Annotated in this window: 20 protein-coding genes and 2 pseudogenes; 8 read left to right on the top strand and 14 right to left on the bottom strand. The window is 68.3% G+C overall.

Translation table 11 applies throughout. From position 1 onward, the window contains the following. Nucleotides 1-105 precede the first annotated feature (105 nt). The 3 genes from EV278_RS17955 to EV278_RS17945 form a co-directional block, all read right to left on the bottom strand. Nucleotides 106-879: an ABC transporter ATP-binding protein gene (locus tag EV278_RS17955; RefSeq protein ID WP_132094578.1), complete on the bottom strand. Its 774-nt coding sequence runs from the start codon at nt 877-879 to the stop codon at nt 106-108. Further along, entirely contained in the window at nt 879-1,694 is an 816-nt protein-coding gene (locus EV278_RS17950; RefSeq protein ID WP_132094576.1) for an ABC transporter permease, read from the bottom strand. The genes EV278_RS17955 and EV278_RS17950 overlap by 1 nt, the downstream gene beginning before the upstream one ends. Before the next feature lie 65 nt (nt 1,695-1,759). Continuing rightward, on the bottom strand, nt 1,760-2,872 hold the full coding sequence (locus tag EV278_RS17945) for a putative urea ABC transporter substrate-binding protein (RefSeq protein ID WP_132094574.1): 1,113 nt from the start codon (nt 2,870-2,872) through the stop codon (nt 1,760-1,762). Between the two features lie 429 nt (nt 2,873-3,301). Here EV278_RS17945 and EV278_RS17940 point away from each other — a divergent pair, with 429 nt between their 5' ends. The 5 genes from EV278_RS17940 (at nt 3,302) to EV278_RS17920 (ending at nt 10,014) form a co-directional block, all read left to right on the top strand. Continuing rightward, on the top strand, nt 3,302-3,706 hold the full coding sequence (locus tag EV278_RS17940) for a hypothetical protein (protein WP_132094572.1): 405 nt from the start codon (nt 3,302-3,304) through the stop codon (nt 3,704-3,706). An 83-nt stretch (nt 3,707-3,789) separates the two neighbouring features. Further along, complete coding sequence (locus EV278_RS17935) at nt 3,790-4,050, top strand: hypothetical protein (RefSeq protein ID WP_132094570.1); 261 nt, start codon at nt 3,790-3,792, stop codon at nt 4,048-4,050. Nucleotides 4,051-4,127: 77 nt separating this feature from the next. Then, nucleotides 4,128-5,354, top strand: a complete 1,227-nt coding sequence (locus tag EV278_RS17930; protein ID WP_132094568.1) for a TolC family protein — start codon at nt 4,128-4,130, stop codon at nt 5,352-5,354. Further along, nucleotides 5,351-6,871 (top strand): efflux RND transporter periplasmic adaptor subunit, encoded by a 1,521-nt coding sequence (locus tag EV278_RS17925; RefSeq protein WP_132094566.1) that lies wholly within the window; start codon nt 5,351-5,353, stop codon nt 6,869-6,871. Before EV278_RS17930 ends, EV278_RS17925 begins: the two co-directional genes overlap by 4 nt. Further along, entirely contained in the window at nt 6,868-10,014 is a 3,147-nt protein-coding gene (locus tag EV278_RS17920; protein ID WP_132094564.1) for an efflux RND transporter permease subunit, read from the top strand. The genes EV278_RS17925 and EV278_RS17920 overlap by 4 nt, the downstream gene beginning before the upstream one ends. 135 nt (nt 10,015-10,149) lie before the next feature. Here the strand turns inward: EV278_RS17920 and EV278_RS17915 are convergent, their stop codons facing one another. The 4 genes and pseudogenes from EV278_RS17915 to EV278_RS17900 form a co-directional block, all read right to left on the bottom strand. After that, nucleotides 10,150-10,998 carry a metal-dependent hydrolase gene (locus EV278_RS17915; protein WP_132094562.1) on the bottom strand — a complete coding sequence of 283 codons (849 nt, stop codon included), beginning with the start codon at nt 10,996-10,998 and terminating at the stop codon, nt 10,150-10,152. Between the two features lie 69 nt (nt 10,999-11,067). Beyond that, a pseudogene (locus EV278_RS17910) lies at nt 11,068-11,323 on the bottom strand (oxidoreductase C-terminal domain-containing protein); the annotation flags it as partial. Nucleotides 11,324-11,370: 47 nt separating this feature from the next. Continuing rightward, nucleotides 11,371-12,042: a class II aldolase/adducin family protein gene (locus EV278_RS17905; RefSeq protein WP_132094560.1), complete on the bottom strand. Its 672-nt coding sequence runs from the start codon at nt 12,040-12,042 to the stop codon at nt 11,371-11,373. Continuing rightward, nucleotides 12,042-12,986: a PfkB family carbohydrate kinase gene (locus EV278_RS17900; RefSeq protein ID WP_243692253.1), complete on the bottom strand. Its 945-nt coding sequence runs from the start codon at nt 12,984-12,986 to the stop codon at nt 12,042-12,044. Before EV278_RS17900 ends, EV278_RS17905 begins: the two co-directional genes overlap by 1 nt. Nucleotides 12,987-13,254: 268 nt before the next feature. Here EV278_RS17900 and EV278_RS17895 point away from each other — a divergent pair, with 268 nt between their 5' ends. Together EV278_RS17895 and EV278_RS17890 are read left to right on the top strand one after the other, a co-directional pair. Then, entirely contained in the window at nt 13,255-13,926 is a 672-nt protein-coding gene (locus tag EV278_RS17895) for a TetR/AcrR family transcriptional regulator (protein WP_165916691.1), read from the top strand. Nucleotides 13,927-14,063: 137 nt separating this feature from the next. Further along, entirely contained in the window at nt 14,064-15,341 is a 1,278-nt protein-coding gene (locus tag EV278_RS17890) for an aminotransferase class III-fold pyridoxal phosphate-dependent enzyme (protein WP_132094556.1), read from the top strand. Here EV278_RS17890 and EV278_RS24680 read toward each other — a convergent pair. From EV278_RS24680 to EV278_RS17870, 4 genes and pseudogenes are all read right to left on the bottom strand, one after another. Then, entirely contained in the window at nt 15,265-15,660 is a 396-nt protein-coding gene (locus EV278_RS24680) for a Tn3 family transposase (RefSeq protein WP_347812829.1), read from the bottom strand. The two genes, EV278_RS17890 and EV278_RS24680, sit on opposite strands and share 77 nt — an antisense overlap. A gap of 182 nt (nt 15,661-15,842) precedes the next feature. After that, a pseudogene (locus EV278_RS17880) lies at nt 15,843-15,965 on the bottom strand (SDR family NAD(P)-dependent oxidoreductase); the annotation flags it as partial. 71 nt (nt 15,966-16,036) lie between these two features. After that, entirely contained in the window at nt 16,037-17,401 is a 1,365-nt protein-coding gene (locus tag EV278_RS17875; RefSeq protein ID WP_207905518.1) for an MFS transporter, read from the bottom strand. 108 nt (nt 17,402-17,509) lie between these two features. Next, nucleotides 17,510-18,343: an oxidoreductase gene (locus EV278_RS17870; protein WP_132094552.1), complete on the bottom strand. Its 834-nt coding sequence runs from the start codon at nt 18,341-18,343 to the stop codon at nt 17,510-17,512. A gap of 98 nt (nt 18,344-18,441) precedes the next feature. Here EV278_RS17870 and EV278_RS17865 point away from each other — a divergent pair, with 98 nt between their 5' ends. Continuing rightward, complete coding sequence (locus EV278_RS17865; protein ID WP_207905516.1) at nt 18,442-19,365, top strand: LysR family transcriptional regulator; 924 nt, start codon at nt 18,442-18,444, stop codon at nt 19,363-19,365. Between the two features lie 133 nt (nt 19,366-19,498). Here the strand turns inward: EV278_RS17865 and EV278_RS17860 are convergent, their stop codons facing one another. From EV278_RS17860 to EV278_RS17850, 3 genes are all read right to left on the bottom strand, one after another. Beyond that, nucleotides 19,499-19,978 carry an SRPBCC family protein gene (locus EV278_RS17860; protein WP_132094548.1) on the bottom strand — a complete coding sequence of 160 codons (480 nt, stop codon included), beginning with the start codon at nt 19,976-19,978 and terminating at the stop codon, nt 19,499-19,501. A 163-nt stretch (nt 19,979-20,141) separates the two neighbouring features. After that, nucleotides 20,142-20,378: a DUF2933 domain-containing protein gene (locus EV278_RS17855; protein WP_347812831.1), complete on the bottom strand. Its 237-nt coding sequence runs from the start codon at nt 20,376-20,378 to the stop codon at nt 20,142-20,144. A gap of 43 nt (nt 20,379-20,421) precedes the next feature. After that, on the bottom strand, nt 20,422-20,760 hold the full coding sequence (locus EV278_RS17850) for a hypothetical protein (RefSeq protein WP_132094544.1): 339 nt from the start codon (nt 20,758-20,760) through the stop codon (nt 20,422-20,424). Nucleotides 20,761-21,245: the final 485 nt, after the last annotated feature.

Here is a 21,245-nt window from a genome sequence, read left to right as displayed (position 1 = left end):
ACCGAAACCTCGTCCTTCGACAAGCTCAGGATGAGGACGATTTCCGACGGGGCGCATCACTTGAAACCTCACCCTGAGCCTGCCGAAGGGCGAGGTGTCGGCGCCTCAGGCGGCGGGCTTTTCCTGCATCGCCATCAGAGCTTCCGGGATCGCGGCCCCCGGCTTGTCCAGCGGGAAGTCGTAGACCGCCGTGGCCCCATAGCGATGCGGCGCGTGCGGATCGCGGCGGCGCTTGTCGAAGGCCAGCACGCGGGTGCCCAGCTTGAAGGCCTCCTTGATGTCGTGGGTGACCATCATGATGGTCAGCCCGTTGTCGCGCCAAAGGCCGGTGATCAGCTCGTGCATGTCCAGGCGGACGCCCGGGTCGAGCGCGCCGAACGGCTCGTCCAGCAGCAGGATGCGCGGCTTCTTGATCAGGGCCTGGGCGATGGCCAGCCGCTGCTGCATGCCGCCCGACAGCTTGGCCGGATAGAGGTCGCCGCTGTCGGCCAGACCCACGGCGGCCAGCATGGCGTCGGCCTCCTCCAGGGCCTTGCGGCGACGCCCGCCCGTCAGCCTGCCCAGGAGCGGCGAGCCGGCGCAGTCCAGGCCGAACACCACATTGTCGCGCGCCGACAGGTGCGGGAACACCGAATACTTCTGAAAGACCACGCCGCGATCAGGGCCGGGCTCGGCCCGCAGCTTCTCGCCGTCGAGGTCGATCGCGCCGCGCGTCGGGGCCTCCTGGCCGATGATCAGCCGCAGGAAGGTGCTCTTGCCGGCGCCGGACGGTCCGACGATCGAGACGAAGCTGCCCTGGGCGATCGACAGGTCGACGTTCTCCAGCACGACCTTGTCGCCGTACTCCACCCAGACGTTGCGGAAGGTCAACAGGCCCATCAGCGGCCCCTTTCCGGATAGGCCCAGGGATAGGCGCGGCGAGCGATCAGCCTCAGCGTCACGTCCATCGCCACCGCCAGCAGCGAGATCCAGACGACGTAGGGCAGGATGATGTCCATCGACAGGTACCGGCGGACCAGGAAGATGCGGTAGCCCAGGCCGACATCGGCGGCGATCGCCTCGGCCGAGATCAGATAGACCCAGGCCGGACACAGAGACAGCCGCAGGCTGTCGATCAGCCGCGGCATGGCCTGCGGCAGGGCCACGCGCAGGGCCAGCTGCCAGGTGCTGGACCCCAGGGTCTGGGCCTTGACCAGTTGCTCCTCCGGGATGGCGGCGACGTGGGCGGCCAGATCGCGGACCATGACCGGCGTCACCCCGATGACGATCAAGGCGATCTTGGCGGTCTCGCCCAGGCCGAAGACGATGAACAGGATCGGCAGGACGGCGATGGGCGGGATGACGGCGATCGCCGCCACCAGCGGCCCGAACTTGGCGCGCAGCAGCGGCAGCAGGCCCAGGCCCAGTCCCAGGATCAGGCTCAGGGCCGTGGCTATCGCCAGGGCCAGGCCGATGCGTTCCAGGCTGGCCAGGGTGTCGACCACCAGCGGCGCGTGGCCGGTCAGCGGATCGACCTTGGCCATCAGCTGCACAGCCTCGACCATGGCGGCCGGCGTCGGCAGCAGCTTGTCGCGCGGGTTATCGGCGTGACGGGCCTGCGAGGCCATCAGATAGAGCAGCGCCGCCGCCAACAGCGGCAGGGCCCCGAGCAGGACCGCGAGTCCGCCCCGGGGTCTGACGTTCAACAGGCGCATGATCGCTCGCCGCCGTGAGGTGAAGGACGCACGTCCCCGCCCATGGCGGAAACGCGCCTCGGTTTCTAGAGCTTGCCGTCGACCGCCTGCTGCACGTAGCTGGGATCGAAGCGAAGCTTGACGTTGTTCGGGTCGCCCAGGGTCTTGCCGCCCGGGAAGCTGATGCCGATGTCGTCCACCGACTTCGCGCCCTGGCCGAACAGGCCCATGCTGAAGCTGAACTTGCGCACGCGATCGTTGGCCGTGACCAGGTCCGGGCTGACCGTGGCCGCCAGGGCCGATTTCGGATCGGCATACAGGTGGGTGGTCTTCAGCTGACCCTCGAAGCTGGCGAGGTCCGCCCCCGACAGCTTGGCCATCTGCTCGCGCGCCGCCTTGCCTTCCGGCGTCTGGGCCACGGTCAGGGCCATGGTTTCGTACCAGATGCCGGTCAGGGCCTTGCCCAGGTTCGGATTGGCCTTCAGCGCCTCGGTGCTGACCATCAGGCCGTCCAGGATCTCGCCCGGGATCTTCGAGCTGTCGAAGACCTCGGTCGCGCCGGGCATCTTCTTCACCTCGGAAAGCTGCGGGTTCCAGGTGACCAGGGCCTTGGTGTCGGCCGCCCCGAAGGCGGCGACGATGTCGGCGTCGGACGTGTTGACCGTCTTGACGTCGCTCATCTTCAGGCCGGCCTTCTCAAGCGCGCGGGCCAGCAGGTAGTGCGACACCGACAGCTCGACCAGATTGACCGGACGCCCCTTGAGCTCGGCCAGGCTGGTCCCATTCTTCAGGACCACGCCGTCGTTGCCGTCGGAATAGTCGCCGATCATCACCACCGTGGTGTCCTTGCCGGCGGCGGCCGGCACGGTCAGGGCGTCCATGTTGGTGGCGGTCACGCCGTCCAGCTTGCCGGCCGAGTACTGGTTCAGCGACTCCACGTAGTCGTTGATCTGCACCAGCTCGATCTTGACGCCGTACTTGTCGGCCCACTTCTTGACGATGCCCGACTGCTGGGCATAGGCCCACGGCATCCAGCCGGCGTAGATCGTCCAGCCGATCTTGTATTCGGTCTTGGCCGTCGCGGCGGGAGCAGCGGCGCCCTGCGCCTTGTCGCCGGACTTCTGCCCGCACGAGGCCAGCGCCAGGCATGATACGGCCAGGGCCGCGATGAAACGCTTGCGGTTGAACAGAACACTCATCAGCGGCTCCCTCCACGTTCGCTGACGCCAGAGAGGCGCATATTACGAATTTCATCAATCGTAATACCGAGCGCGTCGATCGCGGCGTCGCGAAATCGGCCAAACTGCCGAAAAAGCGAGCCATTCAGGCCCGCGGCGCCAATTCTCGCGCCTGATCGCGCCAGCCTCCGCCCCCTCGGCTTTCGCCGGTTGCCCGAACGCCCACGGCGCTCATGCTTCCTGGAGCGATGGAGGGCGTCATGGCCAGCAAGTTCGTGGCGCACCTCGGCCGGACCTTGTTGTCATGGCTGGCGGCCCGCGCCGACAGATACTGGGCCCCCTAAGCGGCCCTGTTCCGCGCGCCAGCACAGGACGTCGGCGCACAGCCGAAAGCGCGACATTCACTTGCCCGGCTTTCCTCCATCCGAGGTCGGTTCTATACCACCACGCATGTGGAGCTTCCTGCGCCTCATCGTCGTGACGCTCGCCTTGGCCGGCTTTGTCGGCCAGGCGAGCGCGCGCGCCATGCCGATGGCGCCGGATGCGTCGTCGTCGATGGCGGCGATGTCGATGATGGATTGCGCCGACATGCCGGGCATGGGCGACATGACGATGGCGCAGGACATGGCCCACGACGCCGGCAAGACCACCTCCCCGGCCGAGACCCCGTGCAAGAAGATGACGCCCGACTGCATCGCCAAGATGGGCTGCGGCGCGGTCGTCGTTCTGCCGCCGGCTTCGTTCGCGCTCGCCTCGACGACGCTCTATGCCGACGTCACCTTCCAGGTGGCCGAGCGCGACCATGACGGCCTCGATCCGTCGCCGCCCTTCATTCCACCGATAAGCCTGGCCTGAACGCGCGTCCGCATGCGGACGCCTCGGACCAGCGCTCGCCCGTCGCGCCTTGGACGGGCTTTCAATCGGTATGGAGAAGGTCGATGACCTCCAAGATGATCCTGGCGATCGGCGCTGGCGCGCTGTCGCTTAACCTGGCCGCCACGGCTCAAGCCGCCGACATGCACATGCCCGCAAAAGACCATGTCCTCCGTGTCGCCCCGCCGTCCTCCAACCCGCACGACCTGTTCCGGCGGACCATCCAGGTCCGGCGCACGGCGGACATGGCCCAGGCGCCCTGTGACTGCCCGATGATGAAGGGCGCTCCAGCCCTGCGGGAACACTGCATGGACAAGGCGGCCTAGCGGCCTGGCGTCCAGGGCGCGCCGACGGCCCGCCGTCGGCGCGCCCCTTCCTCGACATCCAAGAACGGGAGCGCGCGATGCGCCTTACCCTGCTGTGCGCGGCGGCCGTCCTGGCCGCGCCGTCCGCGAACGCCAGCCCCCTCACCTACGCCCGGGCCCTGGACCTGGCCGCGCGCTCGGCGCCAAGCCTGAAGGCCTCGGCGCTGAAAATCGACGCGGCCAAGGCCGAGGTTGGTCCGGCGGGCGCCCTGCCCGATCCCAAGCTGACGCTGGGGATCGACAACTTTCCGGTCTCGGGACCGCTCGCGGGACGCTCGGGCGCCGATGAGATGACCATGGGCCGCGTCGGCTTCGCCCAGGAGGTGCCCAACGCCCGCAAGCGCGCCGCACGGGTCGAACGCGCCGAAGCCGGCGTGGCCGCGGCCAGCGCCGAGGCGGCCCTCGAAGCCCGTCAGGTCCGCACCGCCGCCGCCATCGCCTGGATCGAGGCCGACTACGCCCGCCGCCGCCTGGCGGCGATCGACGCCATTCTCGCCCAGCTCGAACCGCTGTGGTCCGCGGCGCCGTCGGCGGTCAGCTCGGGCAGGAGCCGCCCGGCCCAGGCGCTCGCGGTCCAGACGGCGCGCGCGACCCTCGAGGACCGACGCGCCGAAGTCCAGGCCGGCGAAGCGCGCGCCCGCGCCCAGCTGGCCCGCTGGACCGGCGAGAATGATCCATCGACGGCCGGAGCGCCCCCGCCAACCGAACTCGACCCGGCCGCCCTGCGCACGGGCCTGGACCAGCATCCCGCCCTGGCCGTCCGAGACGCCGCCGTCGGCGAAGCCTACGCCGGAACCAGGCTGGCCAAGGCCGAGACCTCGCCCGACTGGGGCTGGGAAGTCGCCTATCAGCGGCGCGACCCGATGTTCGGCGACATGGTCTCGGCTGGCGTGACGATCTCGCTGCCGTTGTGGAAGCACATGCGCCAGGCCCCGATGATCGCCGCGCGAACCGCCGACCTTGGTCGCGCGCAGGCCCAGCGCGAGGATGCCCGCAGGGCGCTGCGCGCCCAGCTCGACGCCGATCTCGCCGACCACGTCATGCATCATGACCAATGGCTTCGGGCGCGGAACCGGCTCGTGCCCCTGGCCAGGCAACGCGCCGATCTGGAGACCGCCGCCTACGGCGCCGGCGCGAGCGGACTTTCCGATGTCATCGACGCCTTTGTGGGCCTGGCCGACGCGCAACTCACCGCCCTCGACCGCGAAACGGCCGTCGCCATCGACGCCGCGCGCCTGACCCTCACCTACGGAACCGATCAATGACCCCCGCCCGTTCCCGCACGCCGGTCATCGTGGCCGGCGCCGCCGCTCTCGTATTGGTCGCCGGGGCTGGCGGCTACGGCCTGGCCCGCCTCACCGCCAAGCCCGTGGCGATGGCGCCGTCCGAGACCAGCGAGCGCAAGCCCCTCTACTGGTATGACCCGATGGTTCCTGGCCAGCACTTCGACAAGCCCGGCAAGTCGCCGTTCATGGACATGCAGTTGATCCCCAAATACGCCGACGAAGCGGACGCGGGAGGCGACGCCGTCCGCATTGATCCCAGCGCGGCTCAGAACCTTGGCCTTCGCACGGTCCAGGTGCGTGAGGGTCGCTTGCCGGGCGGCCTGACCGTGCCTGGGACCGTCGAGTTCAACCAGCGTGACGTCGCCGTCGTCCAGGCGCGGGCCTCCGGCTTCGTCCAGAAGGTCTATGCCCGCGCGCCGGGCGACGTGATCGCCGCCGGCGCGCCCCTGGCCGACATCCTGGTCCCCGACTGGGGCGGCGCCCAGGCCGAGTACCTGGCCGTGCGTCGATCCGGCGATCCGGCCCTGGCCTCGGCCGCGCGCCAGCGCCTGAAGCTGCTGGGCATGTCCGAGGGCCTCGTCCAGGCCGTCGAGCGCGCCGGCCAGCCGAGGACGACGATCACCGTTTCCGCGCCGAGCGGCGGGGCGATCACCCGCCTGGACGTCCGCGCGGGCATGACCGTGGCCATGGGCCAGACCCTGGCCGAGATCAACGGCCTTGACCGGGTATGGGTGAGCGCCGCCGTTCCCGAGGCCCTGGCCGGCAAGCTGAGACCTGGTCAGGCCGTCGACGTCAGCTTCGCCGCGTGGCCGGACGAGCGCTTCGAGGGCCGCGTCCAGGCTATCCTGCCCCAGGTCCAGGGCGACAGTCGCACGGTCCAGGCCAGGATCGAGCTGGCCAATCCGCAAGGCCGCCTGCGTCCGGGGCTCTTCGCCACGGTCGCCTTCGACGGCGCCGAAAAGCGGGCCTTGCTGGTTCCCTCCGAAGCGGTGATCCGCACCGGGCGGCGAGCGATCGTCATGCTGGCCGGCGGCGATGGCCGCTACCAGGCGATCGAAGTCCGCACCGGCGAGGACGCCGGCGGCCAGACCGAGATCCTGGCCGGCCTCGTCGCCGGGCAGTTGGTGGTGGCGTCAGGCCAGTTCCTGGTGGACTCCGAAGCCAGCCTCTCGGGCCTGCAGGTCCGACCGCTGCCCGCCGAGCCGGTCATGGCGCCGATGTCCGATGAAGCGACGCCCGCCAAGCCAGGAACGCCCACGCCCGCGGCCAAGCTGCTCACCGCCGAAGGACGCGTCGAGATGATCGACAAGGATGCGGTGACCCTCTCGCACGGCCCGGTTCCCGCGACCGGTTGGCCGGCCATGACCATGGCCTTCCAGGCCGATACCCATCTGCTCAAGGGCCTGAAGGTCGGTGATCGGGTGAGCTTCGCCTTCGAGCGAACCCCACAAGGCGCGAGTCTGCGCAAAATCAGCAAGACGGAGACGGCCCGATGATCGCCGCCGTCATCCGCTGGTCGGTCGCCAACCGCGTCGTCGTCCTGCTGGCGGCGCTGGTCCTGGTCGTGGCCGGAGGTCTCGCCGTACGCTCGACCTCGGTCGACGCCCTGCCCGACCTTTCCGACACCCAGGTCATCATCCGCACCAGCTATCCTGGCCAGGCGCCGCAACTTGTCGAGAACCAGGTCACCTATCCGCTGGCCAGCACCATGCTTTCCGTGCCCGGGGCCAAGACCGTGCGCGGCTATTCGTTCTTCGGCGACAGCTTCGTCTATGTGATCTTCGACGACGCCACCGACCTCTACTGGGCCCGCTCGCGGGTGCTGGAATATCTCAACCAGGTCCAGTCGCGCCTGCCGGCCAGCGCCAAGCCGGCCCTGGGCCCCGACGCGACGGGCGTGGGCTGGGTGTTCGAATACGCTCTGGTCGATCGGCGCGGCGGCCATGACCTCTCGCAGCTGCGCGGCCTGGAGGACTGGTTCCTGCGCTACGAGCTGAAGGCGGTTCCAGGCGTGGCCGAGGTCGCGCCGATCGGCGGCATGGTCCGCCAGTACCAGGTCGTCGTCGATCCGGTGAAGCTGGCCGGCTACGGCGTCACCCACCAGCAGGTCGTCGAGGCGCTGAAAGGCGCCAACGGCGAAGCCGGCGGCTCGGTGCTGGAACTGGGCGAGGCCGAATACATGGTCCGGGCCGGCGGCTACCTGAAGAGCCTGGACGACTTCCGGGCCGCGCCGCTGCGCACCGGACTTGGCGGCGTTCCGGTCACGGTCGGCGACGTCGCCACCGTCCAGATCGGCCCCGAGATGCGCCGTGGCGTCGCCGAGCTGAACGGCCAGGGCGAGGTCGCCGGCGGGGTGGTGGTGATCCGCTCGGGCGAAAACGCGCGAACGGTGATCGCGGCCGTGAAGGCCAAGCTGGAGGCCTTGAAGCGCAGCCTGCCGCCGGGCGTGGAGGTGGTCGCCACCTACGACCGCTCGGGCCTGATCGATCGCGCGGTCCATAACCTGTCGGGCAAGCTCGTCGAGGAGTTCCTGGTCGTCGCCCTGGTCTGCGCCCTGTTCCTGGGCCATCTACGCTCGGCCCTGGTGGCGATCGTCACCCTGCCGCTGGGCGTGCTGGCCGCCTTCCTGGTCATGAAGAGCCAGGATGTCGACGCCAACATCATGTCGCTGGGCGGCGTGGCCATCGCCATCGGCGCGATGGTCGATGCGGCCGTGGTGATGATCGAGAACGCCCACAAGCGGCTGGAACGCTGGACGCATGAGCACCCCGGCCAAGCCCTGAACCCGGTCGAACGCTGGCAGGTGATCACCGAAGCGGCGGTCGAGGTGGGGCCGGCGCTGTTCTTCAGCCTGCTGATCATCACCCTGTCGTTCATCCCTGTCTTCACCCTGCAGGCCCAGGAAGGCCGCCTCTTCCGTCCCCTGGCCCTGACCAAGACCTACGCCATGGCCGGCGCGGCGATCCTGTCGGTGACCCTGGTCCCGGTGCTGATGGGCTGGCTGATCCGAGGGCGGATTCCCGACGAGGCGTCCAACCCGATCAATCGCGGCCTGACCGCGCTCTATCGCCCGGCGCTCGACGGCGTGCTGGCCCGGCCCCGCCTGACGCTGGCCGTCGCCGCCGTCGCCCTGCTGACCACCGCCTGGCCGCTGTCGCGCCTGGGCGGCGAGTTCATGCCGCCGATGGACGAAGGTGACCTGCTCTACATGCCCTCGGCCTTGCCGGGCCTCTCGACCGCAAAGGCGAGCGCCCTCCTCCAGCAGACCGACCGGCTGATCAAGACCGTGCCGGAAGTGGAGAGCGTGTTCGGCAAGGCCGGCCGCGCCGAAAGCGCCACCGACCCCGCGCCGCTGGAGATGTTCGAGACCACCCTCCGCCTCAAGCCGCGCGACCAGTGGCGGCCGGGGATGACGCCCGACAAGCTGGTGGCCGAGCTGGACCGCACCGTCCGGGTTCCCGGCCTGACCAATGTCTGGGTCCCGCCGATCCGCAACCGCATCGACATGCTGGCCACGGGCGTCAAGAGCCCGATCGGCGTCAAGGTCTCAGGGGCCGACCTGACCCAGCTCGACGATGTCGCGCGCCGGATCGAAACCGTCGCCAAGACCGTGCCGGGGGTGGGCTCGGCCCTGGCCGAGCGCCTGACCGGCGGCCGCTATGTCGACGTGACCATCGACCGGGCCAGCGCCGCCCGCTACGGACTCAACATCGCCGACGTCCAGTCGATCGTCTCCAGCGCCATCGGGGGCGAGACCATCGGCGAAACGGTCGAGGGCCTGGCCCGCTACCCGATCAGCGTTCGTTACCCGCGCGAGCTGCGCGACAGCCTGGAGGGTTTGCGGACCTTGCCGGTGCTGACGCCCGGCGGCCAGCAGATCACCTTGGGAACCGTCGCCGACGTCCGTGTCGCCGATGGCCCGCCGATGCTGAAGACCGAGAACGGCCGGCCCACGACCTGGGTCTATGTCGATGTCCGTGATCGCGACCTGGCCTCGGTGGTCGCCGATCTTCAGAAGGCCGTGGCTCAAAAGGTCCCGACACCGCCCGGCGTCAGCCTCTCCTATTCGGGCCAGTTCGAATATCTGCAGCGCGCCACGCAACGCCTGAAGATCGTCGTGCCGGCCACCCTGCTGATCATTTTCGTGCTGCTCTACGCGATCTTCCGGCGGTTCGACGAGGCGGGGCTGATCCTGGCCACCCTGCCGTTCGCCCTGACCGGCGGCCTCTGGACGCTCTACCTTTTGGATTATCACCAGTCGGTCGCCACCGGGGTCGGGTTCATCGCCCTGGCCGGCGTCGCGGCCGAGTTCGGCGTGGTCATGCTGATCTATCTCAAGCACGCGCTGCAAGCCCTGCCGCCGAACCCGACCCGGGAACAGATCGCCCAGGCCGTGCGCGACGGCGCGCTTCTACGCGTGCGCCCCAAGGCCATGACCGTGGCGGTGATTTTAGCTGGCCTCATGCCCATTCTGCTGGGCCATGGCGCCGGAGCCGAAGTGATGAGCCGCATCGCCGCGCCGATGATCGGCGGCATGCTGACCGCGCCGCTGCTGTCGATGTTCGTGATCCCGGCCGGCTATCTGATGTTGCGCCGGCGCTCTTCGTCCTCTCAACCCCGCCCGGAGATCCTGTCATGAGCCTCAAGACACGTCGCGCACGCGGGCCCTGCTTGCTGGCGGCCTTGGTTCGCGCCTGGCGGGGGCGAGGTCTTCGATGCGATCGCCCCCGCCACGTCTCGCCGCCCCGTCGCCCCCCGAAGCGCCAAGCCAGTTTCAGGCGCGGATGACCTCGGTCAGGCGCAGGCCATGCTCGACCTTGGCGGCCAGGGCGCGGTCGTCGTGGTTCCAGGGATGAAAGCCCGGCAGATAATAGGCCAGGTAAGGCAGCAGGACCTGGGTGATGAGACCCGGCTTGAAGACCAGGAAGATCGCCAAGCGGCGCCAGGTCTTGGGCGTGTCTATGCCGTCCTGCTGGAAGAGCAGATGAAGGTCGCGGACCCGTTCCTTCCAGAAGCCGACCGTCACCGAGCGCATCACCATCACCCGGAACAGCCAGCGCTGGAACGGCGTGAGTTCGCGCGTGACGTATAGGAACGTGTCGAACGCCACGCCCTTGTGTTCGATCTCCTCGATGCTGTGCCATTGCCAAAGGCGGCGCACGTCGGCGGGACAGTCCTTGAAATGCCTGGGATCCTTAAGCCAGGCGTGGGCCAGCATCGCGGTGAAGTGTTCCAGGGCCGCGGTGCCGGCCAGATGCACCTCCGGCGGTTCTTCCTTGGTGTCGCGGATATCCTGGCGGATCAGGTCGTCGATCTGTTTGACGTCATAGCCCGCGCCCGCGACTTGGCGATTGAACGCCATGTGCTCTCGCGAGTGATAGGCCTCCTGCTGAGCGAACTCGCTGACCTGGGTGCGCAGCGGTTCGGGCAAGATATCCAGATAGTGCCGCACGCTTTGCACGAAATAGGCCTCCCCCTGCGGGAAGGTCAGGGACAAGGCGTTGTAGAACGTCGTCGCCACCGGATCGCCGCCGTTCCAGAACCGCGGATTGCTCTTGCCCCGGCCGAACATCACGTCGCGCGGAATGATCTTCAGATCGGCGGGAGCCGCTGCCGTGCTCATCAAAACCTCCAGGGACGTCCTTCTGTCGAGGCCTCGACCGTAACACCGGCGCTATGATAGTTCAAACTATTATATGACGCCAACGTCAGATTTAGCCGCCGCGGCCCTCATGGACGGTGTCGGATGGGCGAGCCTGTCCGCGCTCACCGGCGTGCGTCGGGGGGGGGGGGGTGAGCGCCTCGACCGCTCGGATCACAGCGCCTTTCAGATGGAAGACGGCGAACCGGGCGGCGGTGACGTCGCCCCGCACCACCTGGCGGCCAGCCTCGAACGGCAGGCCAGCGATCTGCAGCTTCAGGTCATACTGATCGGACCAGAACCACGGACCTCGGCGCCGAGGCCGGCCGGGACGAGAGGTTGGCGGCGGAGCCGTCAGCGGTCTTCGGCGCTCCGTGAACCTTGGCCGTAAACGGCGAAGCGCTGGAGGACCACGTCGATCTCCGCCGCGCTCAGCAGGGTAGGACCGCCGATCATCAGGGTTCCCCAATAGATGGCGGCCTGCTCCTCGATTTCCTCGGCGATGGCCAGCGCCAGGTCCAGCCGCGGCGCCAGGGCGATCTGGCCATGATTGGCCATCAGGGCGCCGTAGCGGCCGGCCAGGGTCTCGACGACACCCGCGCCTAGTTCGGCCGACCCGAAGGTCGAATAGGGCGCGATGGGAATGTCCGCCCCGCCGGCGACGGCCACCATGTAGTGCAGCGGCGGGATCGGCCGGCCCGCGCAGGCCAGGGTGGTGGCGTAGCGCGAGTGGCAATGGACAACGGCGTTGACGTCAGGCCGGGCCGCGAGCAGCTGCCGATGCATGCGCCACTCGCTGGACGGCTTGAGCGCGCCGGCCGGCGTCGAGCCGTCGGCCCGGACCAGCACCATGTGCTGCGGCTCCAGCCGCGCGGCCGGCACGCCGGAGGGCGAGACCAGCATCGCGCCGCCCTCCAGCCGCGCCGAGACATTGCCCGAGGTGCCGCGATTGAGCCCGCGCGCGTCCATAGCCTGCATCACGTCCACCAGGCCTTCGCGCAGATCAGCTTCCGACGCCTTCGCCATCAGGCGGCCTCCCTCAAGGGCAGCAGGCTCATGGCCGCCGCCGTGCTTTCGAAATCAATCAGGCGCCCGAAGGTCGCCAGCCCCTGGGCCACCAGGGCGGCCGTCGCGGCGGCCAGACGGCAGGCTTCCAACGGCGTCCAGCCGCGACTGAGGCCGACGATGAAACCGGCGCAGAACGAGTCGCCGCAGCTGGTGGTGTCGACGACCTCGACCACATGGGCCGGGACCACGATCTTGGCGCCGTCGACCGCCAGCAACGCACCCTCCTCGCCGTTCTTAATGATGCAGGCCTTGGCGCCCAGGGCGATGAAGCGGTCGGCCGCCGCCGACAGGTCGGTCAGGCCGGTCAGGCCGCGCGCCTCCACGGCGCTGGGCATGAAGTAGTCAATGTGAGGCAGAACGCGCTCAAGTTCGGCCAGCGCCGAGGGTTGGGGCGCGATCAGGTCGCAGGTCACCACCGCGCCGACGGCCTTGGCCGCGGCCAGGAAGGCCGCGCCCGCGCCGCCGTCGAGCTTGAGGCCGCCGATCCCGCCATAATGCACGAAGCCCGCGCCAGCGAGGGCGGCGTGGTCTTCCGGCCCGACCTCGGTGAAGCTGCCGGCGCCGGGGGCGTGCAGCACCGGACGCCCGCCGCGCGAGTCGATCGGCAGCAGGGTCGTCGAGGTCGGAAAGCCCGGAAGGACGGCCAGCCGCCCGACGTCCACGCCTTCGGTCTCCAGACCATGGCGGACGAGGCGGCCGGTCATGTCGTCGCCGACCGCCGAGATCAGGCCGGCCTTCAGGCCCAGCCGGCTGGCGATCATCGCGCACGCCGCGGCCGTTCCGGCCGGCGCGCACGCCGCTCCTTCGATCAGCACGGCTCCCTCAGCCGCCGGCAACTGGTCGATGGCCCGGGCCACGATGTCGAGCGTGGTCAGCCCGATGGCCAGCAACTGGTTGTTCACGGCGTTTCTCCCCGGTTGTTCTGTCATTTCGGGGATATGATAGTAAAAACTATCTGTTCTGGCAAGGCGCTATGCCGATCCGCCGAGGCGGCCCTGTTCGCCCGCAACCGACAGCCTGGGCGAGGACCTGATGACGTACAACCATCCCCGCAGCCTTGGGGTCCCGCGCGCCCCGCCGAGCGGGGGCGGCCCTTCCTCGCGCGCCCGGCGGAGGGTATGGAAAGGGGCAGGGTCCCGCCCGCGCCACGAGGCGGCGTGGGATCATCCGATGACGAAGAGACTGGACCTGGTGACCCAACCCGATCTTGAGGCCAAGTCGCGGCCCTCGCGCCGCAACGGCATAAACACCTTCGAGATGATCCTCGCCACGACCGGGGAGCTGCTCGCCGAGGTCGGCTTCGAACGCCTGAACACCAATCTGGTATGCGAGCGCGCGGGCCTGTCGCCGCCGGCGCTCTATCGGTATTTTCCCAACAAGTACGCCCTGCTCTCGGAACTGGCGCGCCGCCTGATGGACGCCCAGGACGACGAGGTCTTCGCCTGGCTGCAGGAGGAAGGGGCCAACTGGACCCCGGAGACGGCGGTCGAAAGCAGCATCCATCTGCAAAGACGCGTGACGGCCGTCACCCGCCGCCAGCCCGGCGGCGTCTGGATCCTTCGCGCCATCCGCGCCATTCCCGTGCTGCAGGAGGTCCGCGCCGCCTCAAGCCAACGCGTGCTGGAAAAGGTCTTTGGCATGCTGCGCAAGAACCTCCCGCACGTCAGCGACGAGCGGCTGCGCGTGGCCCTCCGCCTGACCGAGCAGATGCAGTACGCGGCGATCGAGATGCTGGTCGAGGATCCCACCCTCGACGAGGAGCTGATCTTCGAGGAGGTCGCCTGGATGATCAGTCGTTACTACCGCGACCTGGCCAAACGAACGGCGCCGACGCCGGCCTAGAGCTTGGCGGCCGAAAGTGTAAGCGATTTCGGCGCCCGCCACCTGCCCGGCCTTTTTCGGTCCCTGTCGCGCTTCAAGGTCTTGATTCCTGCCGCGCCGCCCGTAAGGTAGTGAAAACTACCATATGGGAGGCGGACATGGTCTGGACCAACAGCAAGGACACCGCGTTGCGCGAGCGCGCCCAGGCGGTGATCCCCAACGGCATGTACGGCCACCAGTCCGTGTTCATGCTGCCCGACGATTTTCCGCAGTTCTTCAGTCGCGGCCAGGGCGCCTACATGTGGGACGTCGACGGCAATCGCTATCTGGACTTCCTCTGCGGCTACGGCCCCAATCTGTTCGGCTACGCCCATGCGGACATCGACAAGGCCTATTCTGACCGAACGGCCCAGGGCGACACCCTGACCGGCCCCGGCGCGGAGATGGTCGAACTGGCCGAAGCGATGGTCGGCCTGGTCTCCCACGCCGACTGGGCGATGTTCTGCAAGAACGGCACCGACGCCACGACCATGGCGATGATGATCGCCCGCAACCACACCAAGAAGAACACCATCGTCCTGGCCAAGGGCGCCTATCACGGCGCCGCGCCCTGGTGCACGCCGCTGAAGGGCGGCGTCACGGCCGCCGACCGCGCCCACCAGGTGTTCTACGAATACAACGACGTCGAGAGCCTGGAAGCCGCCGTGCGCGAGGCCGGCTCGGACCTGGCGGCGATCTTCGCCTCGCCGATCAAGCACGACACCTTCGTCGACCAGGAGCTGCCAAACCCCGCATACGCCCGCCGGGCCCGGGAGCTGTGCGACGAGCACGGCGCCCTCTTGATCGTCGACGACGTCCGCGCTGGCCTGCGTTTGGCGCGCGACAGCAGCTGGTCGCTGGTCGGGGTCAAGCCGGACCTGTCCAGCTGGGGCAAGGCGATCGCCAACGGCCACCCGATCTCGGCCCTCCTGGGCGCCGAAGCCTTCCGGATGGCGGCCGCCACGATCTACGTCACCGGGTCGTTCTGGTTCTCGGCCGCGCCGATGGCCGCGGCGCTGGCGACCCTGAAGCTGGTGCGCGAGACCGACTATCTGGAGCGCACCATCGCCCTGGGCGAGCGCCTGCGCGCAGGCCTGGACGAAAGCGCCGCACGCCACGGTTTTGGCCTGCGCCAGACCGGGCCGGCCCAGATCCCCTTGATCATGTTCGAGGACGATCCCGACGCGGCCAAGGCCTATGCCTGGAACAACGCCCTGATCCGGCGCGGCGTCTACATGCACCCCTGGCACAACATGTTCATCTGCGCGGCCATGACCGAGGCCGACATCGACTTCGCCCTGAACGTCGCCGACGACGCCTTCAAGACGGTCCGGGAAGCCGGCCCGCTCGAGCCGGTGGCCAAGCTCGCCATTCTCCACGCCATGGTCGACGCCTAGCGCCGCCGCCTCGCCGCCTCGCCGCCTCGCCGCGTCGATTGCGCCTCTGAAGTTCGCCAGGGTCCAGGTTCGCCATTGGCTGCGCCCGGAAAGGCGCGCCACCAAGCGTGAACAGCGTGCGCTCGATCCGGCCGATCTCGGCCAAGCCCACGTCAAGGCGATTTGGGCGTTTGAACGCCGACCGCGTCTTGCGCATCACAGACGGCGCGACTGATCCGGCTTTCAGCGACGCGGCCGAGTTCGAGCGCGAATTGATAAGCCTGGGAGAAAATGGCGCGCCCGGACGATTCGAACGCCCGACCCTCAGATTCGTAGTCACCTGAATTGGTTCAGGGTTTCAGAGAATTGAGGGTGCGGGGATTGGAAATGGCTAAGGCTCGATCCAGCGGCGCTTGGAGCCGGTGTCGGACGGGGCGCGAAGACCTGAACCCCACCGCTTCTAGTCCGTGCCGATGCTGCCTCGCCCGTCAATGCCCAGGTCGAGAATCCTCCGAACCCGTCATAGGTGATAGCGACGTCGGCGCCGTCTTCAGCCAGCTTCAGCGCTATGGCCGCACCTATGCCACGGGATGCGCCAGTGACGAGCGCGTGTTTGCCCGCGAGACGAAGAGCGGTGACGTTCATGTCAGTTCCTGTGTGTAAGATGGTTTCGGTCTGCGAGGTCGCCGAAGGGCCTGAACGTCCTGGTCCGCGGATTATGGGCGGCCACCTTTCCTGCGGATGGCAGGGTCGCTGGACAGCCATCCAGCGATGAGAAGACAGACAGCGATCCCGAGGGCCGCGATGCTGTAGGCGTGGCCGATAGATTTTGCGTCGGTCGCCGATCCCAGCACCGAAAAGAACAGTCCGCCGATCAGCGCGGCCGCCAACGCCCCACTGATCTGAAACATCGAATTGACCAAGCCGGACGCCAGTCCCGACCGCGTCTTGTCGATCCCGCGGACAACGGTCTGGACCAGATTCGGAAGCGCGATCCCCTGCCCCACGCCGACGAGGAACAACGCCACGAACAGAAAGCGCGGAACGCCGGCTGAGATCATAACTGCCGTCGCCGCCAGCCCCGCAGCTTGCACGCCCATTCCGGCTGCCGCCGCGTACCGCCCGAACACTTTGCGCACGCGCCCACTGAAGAACGGGCCAAGAAAGAAGCCGGCAGCGGCCGGAAGGATCGCCAACCCGGCCGCGAAAGGCGTCCGACCCAGTCCCTCTTGCTGGTAGATCGAAAAGATCAGCCAGAAGGCCGCAACGACGTAGAAGAACAGAGCGGCAAGCAGGCCGCGCATGAGCCCAGGGAGCTGAAGAAGGGCTGGGGCGACGATCGGGTCGCCACCGGCGATCTCCAGCCTTCGCTCAAATCGCCAGAACGCGAGCAAGAGCGGGGCGGCGGCGGCCAGCAGGACGAAAGCCCACGGCGGCCACCCCTGCTCACGACCTTCGATCAGCGGCGCGATGAGCACGAAAAGGCCAAGCGCGAGCAGCACGGCGCCCCCGACGTCCAGCTGGCTTGGACGATCCGATCGTGTGTCCGTCACCAGGATGAGCGCCGCCGGCGCGGCGAGCGCAATCACGGGCAGGTTGACGAGGAATAGGCTTCGCCAGCCGAGCCCAAAGATATCGAGCGCGATCAAGGCCCCGCCCAGAAACAGACCCGCCATGGACGCCAGTCCAAACGTCATCGCATACAGGCTGAGCGCCTTGGATTTTTCGTCTTCCTGGAAGATCGCATTGATCGAGGCCAGGGCCTGGGGCGCCATGACGGCGGCCGACACCCCCTGAAGGACGCGACCGACGATCAGGGTCGGGGCGGTCGATGCCCAACCGCACAAGGCCGACGACGCTGCAAAGCCCGCCATGCCGATCAGGAAGATGTTCCGACGCCCGTAAAGGTCGCCCAGGCGCCCTCCGGTGACGAGCATCACCGCATAGGCTGTGGCGTAGCCGGAGATGACCAGCTGCATCACGGCTGCTGAAGCGTGTAGGTCCGTCCGGATCGACGGCAACGCCACATTGACGATAAAGAAATCCAGCGGAGGCAGAAACGCCCCTGCCAGCAGGATCACCAGAGCGGTCCATCTGCGAGGGTCCCGAGGGGCGCCTGGGCCTAGGGCATGCTTCAAGTTCGTCTCCTTCCGGTTTGCCGGCGCCGCGCGACGGCTCCTCCTTCCACCTCAAGCTTCCGGGAAGTCGGTGCTGATCGTGAGGTCCTCCCAAGTCGCGATCTCCGCCTCGACCGCCGCGAGCTTGGCGCGCGCCCGACGTAAGGCGTCGGAGCCGAGCAGCAGGTGCAGCGGCGGATCAGGTGCATCGACGATGCGCAGCAAGGCGTCGGCCGCGCGGTCGGGATCGCCCAGCTGCTGGCCGGCCATCGACGAGAAAGCCTGCCTGGCCCTGCCGACCGTCGCGTCATAGCCCGCAGCCTTTGGGGCGCTCAGACGGATCGAGTGCGTCGACAGGAAGTCCGTGCGAAAGGCCCCCGGCGCGACGGCGGTCAGCTTGACGCCCAGCGGCTCGACCTCCTGGTGCAGAGACGCCGTCAAGCCCTCCAACGCGTACTTGGCCGCGGCGTACAGCGCCGACCCCACGCCCGGCGCCCGGCCCGCGATCGACGTGATGTTAAGGATCCGCGCCTCGCCCTGGGCCCGCAGCCGGGGCAAGGCCGCGCGGATCACCCTGAATGGCCCGAAGACGTCGGTGGAGAACAGGCGCTGGGCCTCCTCGTCGCTGGCGTCTTCCAGCGCGCCCAACAGGCCGTAGCCCGCATTGTTCACCACGACGTCCAACCGCCCTTGCGCCCGGCGGAAGGCCTCGGCGACCACCCGCTCGATGGCCACGCCGTCGGTGACGTCCAGTGTCAGGACATGCAGCGTCCCCGGCCCCGCCTCGATCTCCGGCGCGCCCGAACGGACCGTGCCGACCACGGTGTCGCCCCGCGCCAACGCGGCCTGGGCCAGCGCCAGCCCCAGGCCGCGCGAAATCCCGGTAATGAACCAATGCTTCGTCATCGCATGCTCCTTGTGAGGCGCGACTTGTGCGCCTCCTTTTGCGTCTTCAGAATGGAGCCAATTCTGCGTGAGCTTGTAAGATGCGCTAAACAATGACCTTGAGCACTGACGCACTGCTGAGCAGCGGCGACTTCGCCCATCTGCGCGCGTTCGTGGCCGTGGGCCGGGCGCTCAGCTTCACCCGCGCCGCCGAGACCCTGGGCGTCACGCCCTCGGCGCTCAGTCAAGTCGTGCGCGCCTTCGAGGACCGGATCGGGGTGCGTCTGCTGAACCGCACCACCCGTAGCGTCTCCCTGACCGAGGCGGGCGAGACGCTGCTTCACCGCGTCGCCCCCGCCGTGGCCGAACTCAGCCAAGCTGTCGGCCAAGTCCGGCTCTATCAGGATCAGCCTTCGGGGACGGTGCGGGTCCACGTTTTCCGCTCGGCCGCCGACCTGTACGTTCAGCCGATCCTGCCCGCATTCCGCCGCGCCTATCCCAAGGTCGTCCTGGACATCACCGTCGATGACGAGGTGGTGGACACGGTGGCGTCGGGTTTCGACGTCGCCATCCGCATCGGCGAGGTCATTGAGCGCGACATGATCGCCGTGCCTCTGGAGCCGCCGGTGCGGCAGGTTCCTGTCGCCGCCCCAAGTTATGTCGCGGAGCGCGGCCTGCCGGCTCATCCCCGCGACCTGCTAGGCCACGACTGCATCCGCTGGCGGTGGCCGGGCCGCGCCCAGCCCTATCGCTGGGAGTTCTTCGAGAACGGCGCCTGGTTCGAAGTCGAGGTCGATGGGCCACTGATCGTCAACAGCAAGGACATGGCGCTAAAGGCCGCCATTGACGGCGCCGGCGTCGCCTTCTCGGTCGAGCGCACCGCTCGCCACGCTATCGCCGAAGGCCGGCTGGTCCCGATGCTGGAGGCTTGGTGCGAACCATTCCCTGGCCATCACCTTTGCTTTGCTCGGCAACGGCAGATGAGCCCGGCCTTGCGCGCCTTCATAGACACGGTGCGCCAAGGCGCTGCGGCGCCCGACTGAGTTTTCCGACGGCGCCGCCGGGCCAGGAGCAGACTCGCAGCCTCGATTCAAGTTCCAACGGCGCCAGATCGCCTGAGCCGGCGGTGGATTGTGAGAACCGAACACGAATCGTCGCGACCTCCGCCGCGAACCGCTAGCCCCATTGCTCGGCGGCGTCGCGGGCCATTCGGCCTACGCACCAGCGGGCGTAGGCGGGCGCCAACACCAGGCCAAGCAGGCGGCCGGCCAAGCCCTTGGGAAGCTCATAGGTGATCCAGACCCGCAGCCGCGACCCGGTGGGCGTAGCCACAAGATCAAAGCCCATCTCGTAGGCATCCAAGATCATCAGCCGCGTCTCGCCGGCCGTCCTCCATACCTTCCGGCGCGGCGGATCGCGTTCGGTCACCACCTCGTCGACTGCGAGCGAAAGACCAAACGCCGAGCCACCCATCCTGATGTGCGATCCGACGGCTTGGCCGCGGCCTTCGTCGAATTCGTAAGTCATCCGGCCGCCGCCCATCATGGCCGAGCGCCGCTGCATGTGCGCGGCGAGCCTCGCATGCTCATCAAGACGGGCGAACAACTGCTGGGGCGAGGTCGCGACATCGATGACGGTTTCGAAGGCTCGCTTCATCGACCACGCCTGGACTCAGTCCTTGCCGCCGCAGCAGCCTTTTGCCGCGGCGTCCGCTACAGGCGCGGGCTTGGTTTCGGTTGCCGCCGCATCGCCGGACGCGCAACAGCATCCCGCCGGGTCGCGCGGGTCGCCGGCAGGTTCGACCAACGCCGTGGAGCCGCTAGCGGGGGAGCCCTGGGCCGGGCTTGCCTCCAGCCGGAGGGGTGTTTCGGCCGTCTTGCAACAGGTCATGTCCGTGGTCTCCGTGACCATGACCGTGATGCATGAACAGGTGCATCAGCGGGCAGGCAAGAAAGAGCAGATAGGGCAGATAGCCCAGATAGCCGGCGACATGCCGCCAGTGCTCGCGTAGGAGCCAAAATCCGCCCGCCGCGATGGCCGCCACAAAGGTCATCATCGCGAAGCTTCGTGTCCTGTCGGCCATGCCGGTTCCTTTCGAGCTACTTCGGCGCAGGAGCGGGATGGTCGTGGTCGGGGGACGATCTCACGCCCTCGGCGGCGACCGGCGGGGACATGCAATGCATGGCCTTACCGTCCATCATCATCTTGCCGTCGGCCCCCTTGCCGGCGATGGGGACGGGATTGGCGGGCGCCTCGCCGTCCATCATCGGACAGCCCTGCTTGGCGGACTTGGCGTCGGTTGCCGGAGCGGCGGGCGCCTTGGGCGTTTCCGCTGGGGCGGCCGGATGGTGTCCCGCATGCGGATCCGCCTGGGCGGCGAAGGCCGGCGCGGCGGTCAGGGCGGCAAGGAGCGGAAGGATCTCAAGCAGCTGGGCCATGGTTGAAACCTTTGCGGATGCTTGCAGCTTCCGAGAACAGCGGTCAGGCGCCTTGATCCAAGTCAACCATACGCCTTCGAGATCAAAGTTTCGCGGTGCGAAGGCGGAGAGCGTTGAGGATATCCCCGACATCACCTCGCCGCCGCGGCCGCTGGGATCGGTGCGCGCCTCCAGCGCCACCGCCGCCTTCGATCTCGCGCAGCCGGTCGGGCTTGGGGTCCCGCGCCCAGCCCAGCGCCGGCCCCGTCAGCGTCATCCGCTACGACAAGAGTTGGGCCACGCATGAGCGAAAGGCTAAAGCCTTCTGGATTGGGATTGAACCCAACGATCGGCGTTTTCCGGCCGAGCCTCGGATTCAGGTTGGGGCGGAGCGCCGCACCTCATGCGTGGGTGCGATTCTTCACCAGGTCATCGACGACGGAGGGATCGGCCAGGGTGGAGGTGTCGCCCAGGCTGGAGAGTTCGTTCTCGGCGATCTTGCGCAG

Source organism: Caulobacter sp. BK020, assembly GCF_004342605.1.
Lineage (GTDB): Bacteria > Pseudomonadota > Alphaproteobacteria > Caulobacterales > Caulobacteraceae > Caulobacter.
The sequence above is the reverse complement of the archived record's forward strand: the minus strand, read 5'-3'. Positions and strand labels throughout refer to the sequence as shown.

What these genes read in the sequence shown, in the direction of transcription:
- EV278_RS17925 (WP_132094566.1), top strand. Translation starts at nt 5,351, where the DNA reads ATGACCCCCGCCCGTTCCCGCACGCCGGTCATCGTGGCCGGCGCCGCC.
- EV278_RS17915 (WP_132094562.1), bottom strand. Translation starts at nt 10,998, where the DNA reads ATGAGCACGGCAGCGGCTCCCGCCGATCTGAAGATCATTCCGCGCGAC.
- EV278_RS17920 (WP_132094564.1), top strand. Translation starts at nt 6,868, where the DNA reads ATGATCGCCGCCGTCATCCGCTGGTCGGTCGCCAACCGCGTCGTCGTC.
- EV278_RS17855 (WP_347812831.1), bottom strand. Translation starts at nt 20,378, where the DNA reads ATGATGACCTTTGTGGCGGCCATCGCGGCGGGCGGATTTTGGCTCCTA.
- EV278_RS17950 (WP_132094576.1), bottom strand. Translation starts at nt 1,694, where the DNA reads ATGCGCCTGTTGAACGTCAGACCCCGGGGCGGACTCGCGGTCCTGCTC.
- EV278_RS17890 (WP_132094556.1), top strand. Translation starts at nt 14,064, where the DNA reads ATGGTCTGGACCAACAGCAAGGACACCGCGTTGCGCGAGCGCGCCCAG.
- EV278_RS17895 (WP_165916691.1), top strand. Translation starts at nt 13,255, where the DNA reads ATGACGAAGAGACTGGACCTGGTGACCCAACCCGATCTTGAGGCCAAG.
- EV278_RS17940 (WP_132094572.1), top strand. Translation starts at nt 3,302, where the DNA reads ATGTGGAGCTTCCTGCGCCTCATCGTCGTGACGCTCGCCTTGGCCGGC.
- EV278_RS17870 (WP_132094552.1), bottom strand. Translation starts at nt 18,343, where the DNA reads ATGACGAAGCATTGGTTCATTACCGGGATTTCGCGCGGCCTGGGGCTG.
- EV278_RS17930 (WP_132094568.1), top strand. Translation starts at nt 4,128, where the DNA reads ATGCGCCTTACCCTGCTGTGCGCGGCGGCCGTCCTGGCCGCGCCGTCC.
- EV278_RS17935 (WP_132094570.1), top strand. Translation starts at nt 3,790, where the DNA reads ATGACCTCCAAGATGATCCTGGCGATCGGCGCTGGCGCGCTGTCGCTT.
- EV278_RS17860 (WP_132094548.1), bottom strand. Translation starts at nt 19,978, where the DNA reads ATGAAGCGAGCCTTCGAAACCGTCATCGATGTCGCGACCTCGCCCCAG.
- EV278_RS17955 (WP_132094578.1), bottom strand. Translation starts at nt 879, where the DNA reads ATGGGCCTGTTGACCTTCCGCAACGTCTGGGTGGAGTACGGCGACAAG.
- EV278_RS17945 (WP_132094574.1), bottom strand. Translation starts at nt 2,872, where the DNA reads ATGAGTGTTCTGTTCAACCGCAAGCGTTTCATCGCGGCCCTGGCCGTA.
- EV278_RS17850 (WP_132094544.1), bottom strand. Translation starts at nt 20,760, where the DNA reads ATGGCCCAGCTGCTTGAGATCCTTCCGCTCCTTGCCGCCCTGACCGCC.
- EV278_RS17905 (WP_132094560.1), bottom strand. Translation starts at nt 12,042, where the DNA reads ATGGCGAAGGCGTCGGAAGCTGATCTGCGCGAAGGCCTGGTGGACGTG.